This window comes from Corynebacterium aurimucosum ATCC 700975 (assembly GCF_000022905.1).
Lineage (GTDB): Bacteria > Actinomycetota > Actinomycetes > Mycobacteriales > Mycobacteriaceae > Corynebacterium > Corynebacterium aurimucosum_F.
This window is the reverse complement of sequence record NC_012590.1, coordinates 1,815,971-1,828,051: the sequence shown is the minus strand read 5'-3', so window position 1 is coordinate 1,828,051 and position 12,081 is coordinate 1,815,971. Positions and strand designations below refer to the sequence as shown.

At 62.6% G+C, this 12,081-nt stretch carries 11 protein-coding genes; 7 read left to right on the top strand and 4 right to left on the bottom strand.

Annotated features, from left to right (window positions below; translation table 11 throughout):
* Positions 1 to 96: 96 nt before the first annotated feature.
* Entirely contained in the window at positions 97 to 738 is a 642-nt protein-coding gene (locus CAURI_RS08625; RefSeq protein ID WP_010190513.1) for a GntR family transcriptional regulator, read from the bottom strand.
* A gap of 150 nt (positions 739 to 888) precedes the next feature.
* On the opposite strand from CAURI_RS08625, the gene CAURI_RS08620 reads away from it, so the two are divergent.
* On the top strand, positions 889 to 2,334 hold the full coding sequence (locus CAURI_RS08620) for a DNA polymerase IV (RefSeq protein ID WP_010190512.1): 1,446 nt from the start codon (positions 889 to 891) through the stop codon (positions 2,332 to 2,334).
* Here the strand turns inward: CAURI_RS08620 and CAURI_RS08615 are convergent.
* Positions 2,331 to 3,266: an asparaginase gene (locus CAURI_RS08615; RefSeq protein ID WP_010190511.1), complete on the bottom strand. Its 936-nt coding sequence runs from the start codon at positions 3,264 to 3,266 to the stop codon at positions 2,331 to 2,333. The two genes, CAURI_RS08620 and CAURI_RS08615, sit on opposite strands and share 4 nt — an antisense overlap.
* 106 nt (positions 3,267 to 3,372) lie before the next feature.
* Here CAURI_RS08615 and CAURI_RS08610 point away from each other — a divergent pair, with 106 nt between their 5' ends.
* Positions 3,373 to 4,005: a WKL family lipoprotein gene (locus CAURI_RS08610; protein ID WP_010190510.1), complete on the top strand. Its 633-nt coding sequence runs from the start codon at positions 3,373 to 3,375 to the stop codon at positions 4,003 to 4,005.
* Positions 4,006 to 4,133: 128 nt separating this feature from the next.
* Here the strand turns inward: CAURI_RS08610 and CAURI_RS08605 are convergent, their stop codons facing one another.
* Entirely contained in the window at positions 4,134 to 5,081 is a 948-nt protein-coding gene (locus CAURI_RS08605) for a hypothetical protein (protein ID WP_012715142.1), read from the bottom strand.
* Positions 5,082 to 5,113: 32 nt separating this feature from the next.
* Between CAURI_RS08605 and lspA the strand changes: the two genes are divergently transcribed.
* From lspA to CAURI_RS08585, 4 genes are read left to right on the top strand one after another with little or no spacing between them, the layout of a single operon-like run.
* Positions 5,114 to 5,629 carry a signal peptidase II gene (lspA, locus tag CAURI_RS08600; protein WP_029159002.1) on the top strand — a complete coding sequence of 172 codons (516 nt, stop codon included), beginning with the start codon at positions 5,114 to 5,116 and terminating at the stop codon, positions 5,627 to 5,629.
* Positions 5,629 to 6,552 (top strand): RluA family pseudouridine synthase, encoded by a 924-nt coding sequence (locus tag CAURI_RS08595; protein ID WP_012715140.1) that lies wholly within the window; start codon positions 5,629 to 5,631, stop codon positions 6,550 to 6,552. Before lspA ends, CAURI_RS08595 begins: the two co-directional genes overlap by 1 nt.
* Complete coding sequence (locus CAURI_RS08590) at positions 6,549 to 7,148, top strand: hypothetical protein (protein ID WP_010190505.1); 600 nt, start codon at positions 6,549 to 6,551, stop codon at positions 7,146 to 7,148. Before CAURI_RS08595 ends, CAURI_RS08590 begins: the two co-directional genes overlap by 4 nt.
* 33 nt (positions 7,149 to 7,181) lie before the next feature.
* A complete protein-coding gene (locus CAURI_RS08585) occupies positions 7,182 to 7,451 on the top strand; it encodes a hypothetical protein (protein WP_010190504.1) in 270 nt (89 codons plus the stop codon).
* A 3-nt stretch (positions 7,452 to 7,454) separates the two neighbouring features.
* Here the strand turns inward: CAURI_RS08585 and rarD are convergent, their stop codons facing one another.
* On the bottom strand, positions 7,455 to 8,351 hold the full coding sequence (gene rarD, locus CAURI_RS08580) for an EamA family transporter RarD (protein ID WP_010190503.1): 897 nt from the start codon (positions 8,349 to 8,351) through the stop codon (positions 7,455 to 7,457).
* Between the two features lie 65 nt (positions 8,352 to 8,416).
* Here rarD and dnaE point away from each other — a divergent pair, with 65 nt between their 5' ends.
* Positions 8,417 to 11,989, top strand: coding sequence for a DNA polymerase III subunit alpha (gene dnaE / locus CAURI_RS08575; protein WP_012715139.1), 3,573 nt, complete (start codon positions 8,417 to 8,419; stop codon positions 11,987 to 11,989).
* Positions 11,990 to 12,081 lie beyond the last annotated feature (92 nt).

The following is a 12,081-nucleotide window of genomic DNA, read 5'->3' as shown; positions in this document are numbered from 1 at the left end:
CGCCTTCAGAGCTTTCAGCAGCGGTGTCGGCTTCTGTGCGGGCGTCGGATTGGGTAGCGGGCGCCTCGACAAGCGGGTTCGAATGCGCGGAGACAGTCACAGTTGCTTCCTTGAGGAGTTGAGGTGGGAGTGGAGTTCGGTGAGGTAGGAGTCGATGTCGCCGGTGCGGAGGGCGTCGGCAAGCACGGCGTGTTGAGCCACGAAGGCGCGGGCCTTCTCAACGCTGCGGCCGATGGCCGTGGCGGTAAAACGCTGTTGGCGCTCGCGCAGCGTGTGGCCGAGGTGCGCCAGCAGGCGGTTGCCACCGTTGTCCATGATGGTCTGGTGAAACTTTGCGTCCAGTTGGGTGTAGGTGCCCAGATCAGAATTATCGAGGGCTGCCTTTTGCTCATCGATGGTGGCATCGAGGACATCGGCAATGAGTTCACGTTCCTCGGGGGATAACGCGCAGATGTGTCGGGCAGAGTTCTCATCTACGAGGAGGCGGGCCTCGTAGACCTCCCGGATCTCGCGGGGGCTGATGGGCACGACCAACGCGCCGCGTTTGGGATAGAGCTTTAAAAAGCCTTCCACCTCTAAGCGGAGGAAAGCCTCGCGCACCGGGGTTCGGCTCATCCCTAGCTCGGCGGCAAGGGCGGCTTCGGAGAGCATGTCCGAGTCATCGACTTCGTCATCGATGATGCGGCGCTTGAGGTGCTCATAGGCCCTTTCTGCGGCAGGTACCTTGTCTTTTTGCATGCATACATGATGCATGCATGCGGGGTTCGGTGTCTAGCGCCACACGCCAATCGTGGGGCATAGATCACTCATGCCGCGCATGAGAGCTAGTTCTCTTTGCCAGCCGAGGGCTTTCTTGTGGATGCGAATATATGTTTTAGACTTGTAGCTATGCAGCGCTGGGTTCTTCACATCGACATGGATGCGTTCTTTGCCTCGGTGGAACAGCTCACCCGACCTACCCTGCGCGGCCGTCCGGTGCTGGTGGGAGGGACATCCGGCCGCGGGGTCGTCGCGGGTGCCTCTTATGAGGCACGCGCTTATGGTGCGCATTCCGCCATGCCCATGTTCCGTGCGCAGCAGCTCGTGGGGTATCGAGCCGTGGTGGTGCAACCGCGCCGAGCAGTCTATTCGGCGGCTTCGCGCCGGGTGTTTGGGATTATTGCGCAGCACGCTGGGGTCATCGAGCAGCTCTCCATCGATGAGGCCTTCATGGAACCTGCCGCACTCCTGGGAGCCACGCCCGCGGAGGTCCGCGAATGGTCAGAGAACTTGCGCCGAGTGATTAGAACGGAGACGGGTCTTCCCAGCTCTATTGGTGCGGGTGCGGGAAAGCAGAGCGCAAAGATCGCCTCGGGGGAGGCCAAACCAGACGGCACCTTCGTGGTCCCGCAGGAGCGCTTCAAGGAGCTCATTCACCCGCTGCCCGTGGGCAAGCTGTGGGGTGCGGGGCCGGTCACCCAGCAGAAGCTTGCCGCCATCGGTGTGGAGACTATCGGCCAGTTGGCCGCAATGAGCCGCAAGGAAGTCGAGATTTCACTCGGCGGTGTGGTGGGGGTACAGCTGTGGGAGCTTGCCCAAGGAATTGATGAGCGCCCCGTCGCCCCGCGTGCGATTGCCAAACAAATATCCACCGAGTTCACCTATCCCACCGACCTGCGCACGGCAGCGGAGGTGGATGCGGCGCTCATCCGCGCGGCACATGGCGCTCATTCCCGTTTGCTCAAGGATGGGCGCGGCGCGCGCACGGTGACGGTGAAGTTGCGGATGGCGGACTTTCACATCGAGTCACGCTCAGCCACCCTCTCTTACGCCACCGATGACCTGAAGGTGCTCGAAGCTAAAGCGCTGAGTTTGGCGCGCTACCCGGAAGAACTCGGTCCTATCAGGCTGGTGGGCGTGAGCTACTCAGGGTTGGAGGAGGCCCGCCAAGACGTGCTCTTTCCGGAGTTGGACCGTGAGATCGTGCGCCAGGCTCCGGACACGGACTATGAAACCGGAGTCAGCGACTATCTGCCGGGCAGCACGTCCGCCCCAGTCAATGTTTCCTCCACGGCGGATGCCGAGGAATCGTCGAGCTGCAGGTGGCGCGCTACCCAGGACGTCTATCACCCCGATTTCGGCCACGGCTGGATTCAGGGTGCGGGCCATGGGGTGGTCAGCGTACGTTTTGAAACCCGCGCTACGGGCCCGGGGTTCGTGCGCTCCTTCGCGGCTGAGGAAGAAGAGCTCCGCCCAGCCGATCCGCTGAACTCCTTGGCCTGGGAGGACATTCCGCCGGACGAAGACGCCGAACCTGAGGAGGCGGTGGAGGTCCCGCCACGCGAGGACAACTAGCCCGCGGTATAAGTCGTGCTGGCTGGTGCCCTACTAAACATCTCTGCCACCGGCGTGCCGGTAGCAAGTGCCGCAGCAAGCATAATGCGCGCTTGCCCGGCACGGAATCCGCCGGCGGCCACCGCGCCCATCTCTCCCAAGGTGGCGCCACCGCCAGCGCCGCCATAGGCCAGCTTGGTATTCCCGTAGGGGGTTCGGGTGCTGATCACCACGGGAATGTCCGCCTGCAGCGCGCGGGCCACCCCGGCACCCATTTCCGCGCCCATGTTTCCGGAGCCCATGGCCTCGATGACGAGGCCGCGGGTGTGGGGAAGGGAGGCGTCGACAAGCGTGGCACCGGCACCCGGGTAGGCCGCGATAATCTCAACTGGATTCCCGGCCATCGGTGCTAAGGGGAGGAGTGGCACGGCGGAGTCTCCCACCGGCAGTTCCTCAAAGCCGTTGAGCTGCGACGTGTGCCACTTGCGCGCGCCGCGACCAGGAATGGTCTTTCCGCCGAACTGCACCCACACGCCCGGCTTGCCGGAGCGCAGAAGCTCATAGGCATCGCGCAGGTTGCGTGGGCCATCGCCGGCCGGGTGATCGAAGGCGCGCTGCGCGCCGGTGAGCACGATAGGGCCATCGCCTAAATCAAAAAGGGACAAGGCCAGCGCGGTCTCCTCTAAGGAATCCGTGCCATGCGTGATGAGCACGCCGTCAATGTCCGGGCGGGCGAGCTGTTCGCGAACGCACAACAACAGTTCATCGAGGTCGGCCAACGTAATGGAGCTGGAGTCGAGCGCGCGAAACTCCACTACTTCGATGTCGTGCGTGCCGTCGTCAGCGCCCAGAGAGGCGGCCAGCTGCTGGCCGCTAACGGTGGGGACTAGGGAACCGTCACGGACCGTCGTACAAGCGATGGTGCCACCGGTGGCGATGAGGGCAAAGGTCATGCCAGCAGGCTACTACAGCCACGCACCTGCGCGGGAAACCCAGGGCTGGGTTTGCGGGCGCTAGAGTAAAAGGGATAAACCACGATCCCCTACGTGAGGAGTATTTGTGAAATCCTTCAAGCTGAGCGCCGCCGTCCTGGCACTGGGCGCCGCGACTGCCCTGTCCGCCTGCTCGTCTTCTGAGGATGCAGCGAGCGAGAGCAGCACCGCCGCCAAGCCTTCGGGCGAAACCTCCGCCTCGCAGGTTGTCTCCACCGAGATGCCCACTGTGGAGCAGCTCAACGAGATTCTCGCCAAGGCGGCCGACCCGAACCTTCCCCAGGAAGAGAAGGTGCAGCTGGTCCAGGGCAGCGAGACGGCGCCGGAGCTTTTCGACGTCATGTCGCAGTCCCAGGCCGAATCCGGTGCTACCTTCGAGGTCGTGGCCCCGGTCATCCCGGGCCTCGTCCCGGATTCCGCGCTGGCGACCGTCCACATCAATACCCCGGATGGTCAGCAACAGACCGCCGACCAGGTGGAGTTCATAAACGAGGGTGGCACATGGAAGCTGTCTAAGACCTGGGCTTGTGTCTTGGTCACCAACATCGTCCCGCCGGAAGAGGTACCGGAGATGTGCGCCGATTCCGTGCCGGAAGATGCCGCGGCGCCTGCCGACGCCCCTGCTGAAGGCGAGGAAGCTCCAGCCGAGGAGGCTCCTGCCGAGGACGCTGAGGCTCCCGCAGAGGCCCCGGCTCAGTAAGCCCGGCCGAGAAACCTAAGCGCCCACCACCCACTCGCTCCTCTGCCAGTCAGGTGGTGGGCGCTGTGTTGTCTGGAAACCCGTGACGCGGCTGTCGCGTGCCGTGGCATAGGCGCCGAGCGTGCTCGCTAGTCGGTCGTGAACTCCATGTCGGTGGCGCTGGTCTGCACCACGCGGAGATCGGAGCCTTCCGCACCATAAGAAATGGCGGTGGTTATGGAGACATCGCCGGCGGTGGGAAGCGGCTTGGTCAGATCAACCGTGACCGAGCCCTCCGAGGTGGACGTGTGGTCCAGGACCTTCAGTTCTTTGCCCTGCAGTTCCTCGGGGGCGTCGGCGCCGTCAAAGGACAGCGCGCCTAGGGACGGCCGCTGCTCCACCTTGACGCTGAGGGTGGCGATATCCTCGTCCAGCTTGTCCAAGGTATAGGTCGTGGTTTGCAGCAGCGTGGATTCACCGGTGACGCGTGATTCCACCATCCACCTGGCACCAGGGCCGATTTCCTCATCCGGGAAGACGATGGGCAGGGAGGTCAGGCTGGTGATAGCGCGCTCGACTGTGCTGCGGGCCTGGTCGGTTGCTGCCTGCGGGGCCGCTAAGCGCAGAGAATTCATCTGTCCGCTATCCGTACCACGCCACCCAAATTGGAAGCCTTCAGCGGATGTGACGTCCGTGCCGTCAGCCTCAGGCTTGCCCACGGTGACGAAGGCGTTGCGGCTCGCCGGGAGCTGGCCTTCGACGTTCTCGGTGGCAGCTTCCACCGAAGCCTGCAGCGGAAGAGTGACCTTATCCTCGGCGGCCGGCGAAGGGGCAGCGCTGCCATCCTTGCGCAGCTGCTGGTCGAAACCCGTGGCGACCTTGTAGGTCAACTCCTGCGAAGCATCGAGATCCTGATAAGCCAGAACGCGGCTGGCGCCGTCACCGGGCTCCAAGAGGGTGACGCGCGGGGCATCGAGGGCCAAGCCGACCGGTTCTTCGACTGGCTTGGCGGGCTGGGAATAGGAACAGCCGGCGAGCGCGCCGCTTACTCCCAGGACGGTGGCGGACAGGACTGCTAGAGCTTTCACACGAAACACGCATTCCAAATTACCGGATGAGCCTGTTTAGAATGGAACGGGTGAAAGCAAGGAGTTATATCGGAGTGATGGTTGCGGTGGTGCTCGGTGTGGCTGCCGTCGACCAAGCTGTGAAGGCGCTGATGCTGTCCATCCTCACCGAAGGCGAAGCCCTACCGGTAATCGGTGACTGGTTCCGCTTCTACCTTCTGTTTAACCCCGGTGCGGCCTTCTCCATGGGAGGGGAGGGTTCGACGTGGTTGTTCACTACCATCCAGCTGGTGTTCGTTGTCGGAGTTGCCATCGCCGCTCCGCGTATCCACGACAAGTGGCAGGCCATCGGGCTGGCAATGATCGCCGGCGGCGCCCTGGGCAATCTCATCGACCGCCTCGTGCGTGAACCGGGGTTCTGGTTCGGCCACGTGGTGGATTACATCTCAGTTGGCAGCTTCGCTGTCTTCAACATCGCGGATGCGGCAATCACCTGTGGTGTTGTGGTTTTCATCATCGCGATGTTCTGGTCAGAGATGAATGAGAAGTCGGAAGAGCAGGAAACGGGGGGAGTGTAATGCGCGAAAGCCGTAGGTTGCCGGTACCCGAAGGTCTCGATGGCATGCGCGTGGACGCTGCCTTGGCCAAGCTCCTGGGTATTTCCCGCGCCCGAGTGTCCCAGTTGTGCGCTGCGGGGGATGTGGAAATCGACGGCGCGGCAGTGGGCAAGTCCGAGCGCTTAAACGCCGGAGGGTGGATCGACGTCATGATGCCCGCGCCAGAGGAGCCGCTCATCCCCAAGGAAGAGCTGGTGGAGGGCATGGATGTTCTCTACGCGGACGAGGACATCATTTGCGTGTGCAAGCCCGTGGGCGTGGCTGCGCACCCGACTTTGGGTTGGGATGGGCCCACCGTCATTGGCGGGCTGCGGGCAGCAGGCTATGCGCTTGCCGACGCCGGACCTACCGAACGCAAGGGCATCGTCCACCGCCTCGACGTGGGAACCTCCGGCGTCATGGTGGTGGCCGCCAGCGAGCGCGCCTACTCCCAACTCAAGAACGCCTTCCGTGAGCGCACCGTGCAAAAGACCTATCACGCCGTGGTCCAGGGCCTGCCGGATCCCATCGTGGGCACCATCGATGCACCCATTGGCCGCCATCCTTCGGCGGGCTGGAAATTTGGGGTCGTCGATGACGGCAAACCAGCAGTGACACATTACAAGCTGCTGGAGGCCTTCCGTGAGGCCAGCCTCCTCGAAGTCCACCTAGAGACTGGCCGCACCCACCAGATCCGCGTCCACATGTCAGCCACCGGGCATCCCTGTGTGGGTGATCCGATGTATGGCTGTGATCCGAACCTGGCCAAGCGCGTGGGGCTTAACCGCCAGTGGTTGCACGCGGTCGAACTTGGCTTTACCCACCCGGGTACTGGCAAGTGGTTTGAATGCACCGCACCTTATCCCGAGGACCTGAAGCACGCCGTGGAGGTTTTGCGCGGATGAGCCCGCAGCGGAGCACGCGCCAGCGCATCTACCGGCGCCGCCAGGCCGCGGCACTGGTGTTGTTGGCCGTGCTGGCGCTGGTGGTGGTTCTCGCTTTCGGTCTCTTCGGCACCCAACCCCGCACGGCGCTGCAAGGAGACCAGCTGGGCCCGGATGGGGCCGAGACCGCCGCTGAATACCGCGAGCGCGCGGAGGCCTCACTAGCGCAGGCGGAGGAGCCGGCCTATGCCTTGGTGGGCTTTCACGATCCGCTGAGTCCCCAGGACGTGAGCGACGCCCTGCAGCCCGTCGAGCGCATGGATGCCATCGTGATTGGATTGGCCGCCCCCATCGCAGTTCCCGAACCTGTCGCTGGCGCCACGCGCGCCGAGGTCATCGATTCCGTCCTGGCCCGCGTGGCCGACCATGCCCGCGGCATGAGGGAGGAAGCGCCGGCAGAGGTCGATGCCGTCGTGGTGTATTCCGGGGGAAGTCAATTGCGTGCCCTCGCCTCCGACCCGCGAGTCGATACTGTGGAGGTCGCGCCCGAGGATGCCGCATGGGGCTCCTTCGGCGTGCGCCCGCCCGCCAACGTCGGACAGAATGAGAACCGCTAGAACAGCTACCGCTAGAAGATCCAAGGAAAAAATATGCGCTTGTTTCCCAACACCTCCGAGTGGCCGCCGAACTACCGCTTTGCCTACCTGTTGATGTGGGCGGGCGCGTTCATCGCCTCTGGGGCCGCCATCGCGCAAGGGATTTGGGGAGCGGACAATCTCACCTTCGGCATTCTCATCGTGGTGGCCATCTACTGCATCGCCATGGCCATCCTCATGCCGCGGTGGGCGCTTAACGCGCGCGAGGAAGCCGCCCGGCGCGCCCAGGCTCGGCAGGCGCGCGAAGAGCTGAAGCGCCGCTAGTCCTTAAGCGGTGGGTGACGCGTCGGCGGGGTGGAGGCGGGCGCGGCGTCGAGAAGCGCGGCCCATGCGCACCAAGTCCGCCAGGTAGATGATGACCGCAACCCAGATGATGGCAAAGCCGATCCAGCGTTCCGTGGACATGTGCTCTTGGGTGACGAACAACGCCCACAGCATCTGCATGATGGGGGTCATGTACTGCAACATGCCGAGGGTAGACAGGCGCAGGTGCTTAGCGCCCTGGGCGAAACACAGTAGCGGCAGGGCGGTGACGAGGCCGGAGGTAATCAGCAGCGCGACGTGCCCGGGGCCTTCGGTAGTGAAGGTGGATACGCCCTGTGCCTGGAGGTAGCCCAGGTAGATCAGCGCGAAGGGAAGCATGACCAAGGTCTCCGCGGCCACAGAGCTCATCGAGGAGACCGTGATGCGTTTCTTGAGCAAGCCATAGATTCCGAAGCTGAAGGCCAAAGCCAGCGAATAATAGGGGGCCTGACCGGTCATGAAGGTCAGCCACAACACTGCGATGAAGGCGATGCTGACCGACGCCACCTGCGCCTTCGTCAGCTTCTCCTTGAGGAAAATAATGCCGAGGGCCACGGAGACGAGCGGGTTGATGAAATAGCCCAGTGCGGCATCGGCCACGTGATCGCTGTTGATGGCGATGACATAGGTGCCCCAGTTGATGGTGATGGCCACGCCGCAGGCGAACATCCACCCCCAGGTGCGCAAGCTGAACGCTTTCAGCTCGCGCCAGCCACCTGTCACCAGCAACACTGCGGTGACGAGAACGGCGGTCCACACGATGCGGTGGGCCAAAATCTCAAACGGACTGGCGGGGCGCAGCAGCGGGAAAAACGCTGGGAAGAACCCCCACATGAGATAGGCAGCAATGGTGTAGAACATTTAAGAAAATGTACCTTAACGAGGACCTACGGGCGAAGTTTGACGGCCCCGCTAAGATGAGCCGCATGGCCAAAAACTCCTCCTTCGTCCATCTGCACAACCACACCGAATTCTCCATGCTGGATGGCATGGCCAAGGTGGATATGTTGGCTGATGAGGTGCTCCGCCAAGGCATGCCGGCGGTGGGAATGACCGACCACGGCAACATGTACGGATCCAATGCCTTCTACCAAAGGATGACCAGTGCTGGTGTGAAGCCCATCATTGGCATCGAGGCCTACTTGGCACCGGAATCGCGCTTCAACAAGAAGCGTGTGCTGTGGGGAACCCCGGACCAGAAGCGCGATGACGTCTCCGCCTCCGGCGCTTACCTGCACCAGACCATGCTGGCGGAGAACGAAACCGGCCTGCGCAACCTGTTCAAGCTTTCTTCCTTGGCTTCCTACGAGGGTCAGTTGGGCAAGTGGCCGCGCATGGACGCGGAGCTGATTGCCGAGCACGCCGAGGGCATCATCGCGACCACCGGGTGCCCTTCCGGCGACGTGCAGACCCGCCTGCGCTTGGGCCAGTTCAATGAGGCGCTGGAGGCTGCCGCGATGTGGCAGGACATCTACGGCAAGGACAACTTCTTCTTGGAGCTCATGGACCATGGGCTGGACATCGAGAAGCGCACGCGTGACGGCCTGCTGGAGATCGGCCGCAAGCTGGACCTGCCGCCGTTGGTGACCAATGACTGCCACTACGTGCTGGAATCCCAGGCCCCCTCCCACGAGGCCATGCTCTGCGTACAGACCGGTAAGACCTTCATGGATCCGGACCGCTTCAAGTTCGACGGCACCGGCTATTACATCAAGTCCGCCGCACAGATGCGTGAGCTGTGGGATCATATGGTGCCGGAGGCTTGCGATAACACCCTGTGGATTGCGGAGCGCGTGCAGGACTATGGCGCGATTTGGGAGGAGCACACCCACGACCGCATGCCGATTGCCGACGTCCCCGAGGGCTACACCCCAACCTCCTGGCTGACCCACGAGGTCATGGAAGGCCTGAAGGATCGCTTCAACGGTGGGGATGTGCCGCAGGAATACATCGACCGTGCTGAATACGAGATCAGCGTCATCGATATGAAGGGCTACCCTTCCTACTTCCTCATCGTGGCCGAGCTCATCAAGCACGCGCGCTCCATCGGCATTCGCGTTGGTCCGGGCCGTGGTTCGGCGGCCGGTGCACTCGTGGCCTACGCGCTGACGATTACCAACATTGACCCCATCGAGCACGGCCTGCTCTTCGAGCGATTCTTGAACCCGGAGCGTCCGTCCGCACCTGATATCGATATCGACTTCGATGATCGCCGCCGTGGCGAGATGATTACCTACGCCGCCGAGCGGTGGGGTGAGGACAAGGTTGCCCAGGTGATCACCTTCGGCACCGTGAAGACCAAGCAGGCCATTAAGGACTCCGCCAAGGTGCACTTTGGCCAGCCGGGCTTCCAGATGGCGGACCGCATCAACGGCGCCCTCCCGCCCGCCATCATGGCCAAGGACATCCCGCTCGCCGGCATCATGGACCCAGAGCACGAGCGCTACTCGGAGGCGACCGAGGTCCGGCAGATGATTGAGACTGACCCGGACGTCAAGAAGATCTACGAGACCGCTCGTGGCCTCGAGGGCGTGGTCCGTCAGGCCGGCGTGCATGCCTGCGCGGTCATTATGGCCTCGGTCCGGCTTATGGACCACATCCCGATGTGGAAGCGCCCAGCCGACGGCGCCTACATCACCGGCTGGGACTACCCGGCCTGTGAGGCCATCGGCCTGCTGAAGATGGACTTCCTGGGTCTGCGCAACCTCACCGTGATTGGTGACTGCCTGGAAAATATCAAGAAGAACCGCGGCGAGGAAGTCCACCTAGAGGACCTCCATGCCGACGACCCGAATGCCTCGAAGGTTTATGACCTGCTGTCGCGCGGCGATACGCTGGGCGTGTTCCAGCTCGACTCGGGCGGCATGCAGGAGCTGCTCAAGCGCATGAAGCCAACGGGCTTTAAGGACATCGTGGCGTCGCTGGCGCTCTACCGCCCGGGCCCGATGGGTGTGAACGCGCACTGGGATTATGCCGACCGCAAGAACGGCCGCAAGGAAATTACCCCAATTCACCCCGAGCTGGAGGAGCCGCTCAAGGAGATCCTCGATGAGACTTACGGTCTCATCGTGTACCAGGAGCAGATCATGCGTATCTCGCAGAAGGTGGCAAACTACACCGCCGGCGAGGCAGATGGCTTCCGTAAAGCCATGGGTAAGAAGAAGCCGGAAGTGCTGGCCCAGCAGTATGACAAGTTCTGGGGCGGCATGAAGGATAACGGCTACTCCAAGGAAGCGATGGACGCTCTGTGGGGCACCATTGAGCCCTTCGCCTCCTACGCGTTCAACAAGTCCCACGCCGCCGGTTATGGTTTGGTGTCCTTCTGGACGGCCTACCTCAAGGCCTACTATGCGCCGGAATACATGGCCGCGCTGCTGACCTCGGTGGGTGACAAGAAGGACAAGTCCGCCATCTACCTGGCTGACTGCCGCCATCTGGGCATCCGCGTGCTCTCCCCAGATGTCAACGAGTCGGTGGAGACCTTCCAGGCCGTGGGCGAGGATATTCGCTTCGGCATGGGCGCGATCCGCAACGTTGGTGGGGAAGTGGTGGATTCCATCGTGAAGACCCGCCGCGAGAAAGGTGCTTTCACATCCTTCTCTGACTACCTGGACAAGATTGAGCTGGCGGCCTGCTCGAAGCGTGTCACCGAATCCCTCATTAAGGCCGGTGCCTTCGATTCCCTGGAACACCCACGCAAGGGCCTCATGCTCATTCATGAAGACGCCGTGGATTCGGTGCAGACGACCAAAAAGGCGGCCGACAAGGGCCAGTTCGACCTCTTCGCTGGCTTCGGCGGCGATGACCAAGGTGACTCTGTCTCCGCCTTCGCCATCGATATCCCGGAGGAGAACTGGGACCGCAAACATGAGCTGGCTCTGGAAAGGGAGATGCTCGGCCTGTATGTGTCCGGCCACCCACTTGATGGTTTCGAGGAAGCCCTGAATGCGCAGACCGATACCCCGATCACCAAGATCCTCAACGGCGAAGTGGGCAACGGCCAGGAACTCGTGATCGGCGGCATTATCTCGGGCGTCGACAGGCGCTTTTCCAAACGCGATGGCTCGCCCTGGGCCATCGTCAGCATCGAAGATCATAACGGCGCCCAGGTGGATATCCTCGTGTTCAACCAGGTGTACTCGCTGGTGGCCCCGCAGATTGCGGAAGACAACATCATCCTGGCCAAGGTCCAGGTGAAGATTCGCGATGAGCGCATGTCCCTGTTCTGCTCCGATATCCGCGTTCCTGATTTGGGGCCGGGCAACGGCGCCGGTCTGCCGCTGCGCCTGACCATGCGCACGGATCAGTGCACGATGGACAACATTGCACGACTGAAGCAGGTCCTAGTCAACAACAAGGGTGAGTCCGACGTGTACCTCACGCTTGTCGACGGCGAAGAGTCCACCATGATGGTCCTTGGCGAGCACTTGCGTGTGGAGCGATCCAGCAACCTCATGGGCGATCTCAAGGCGACGATGGGCGCCGGAATTCTCGGCTGAGGCGACACGCTCCGTTCGCGTGCTGAATAAAAGTACAGAATGAGGCGGGCTGTCCTTCGCCTGTGGGTTACGCTAGACAGCACAGTCTAGTT

Coding starts and splice junctions, on each gene's coding strand:
- CAURI_RS08625 (WP_010190513.1), bottom strand. CDS start 738: ATGCAAAAAGACAAGGTACCTGCCGCAGAAAGGGCCTATGAGCACCTC.
- lspA (WP_029159002.1), top strand. CDS start 5,114: ATGGAACGGGTGAAAGCAAGGAGTTATATCGGAGTGATGGTTGCGGTG.
- dnaE (WP_012715139.1), top strand. CDS start 8,417: ATGGCCAAAAACTCCTCCTTCGTCCATCTGCACAACCACACCGAATTC.
- rarD (WP_010190503.1), bottom strand. CDS start 8,351: ATGTTCTACACCATTGCTGCCTATCTCATGTGGGGGTTCTTCCCAGCG.
- CAURI_RS08615 (WP_010190511.1), bottom strand. CDS start 3,266: ATGACCTTTGCCCTCATCGCCACCGGTGGCACCATCGCTTGTACGACG.
- CAURI_RS08595 (WP_012715140.1), top strand. CDS start 5,629: ATGCGCGAAAGCCGTAGGTTGCCGGTACCCGAAGGTCTCGATGGCATG.
- CAURI_RS08590 (WP_010190505.1), top strand. CDS start 6,549: ATGAGCCCGCAGCGGAGCACGCGCCAGCGCATCTACCGGCGCCGCCAG.
- CAURI_RS08585 (WP_010190504.1), top strand. CDS start 7,182: ATGCGCTTGTTTCCCAACACCTCCGAGTGGCCGCCGAACTACCGCTTT.
- CAURI_RS08620 (WP_010190512.1), top strand. CDS start 889: ATGCAGCGCTGGGTTCTTCACATCGACATGGATGCGTTCTTTGCCTCG.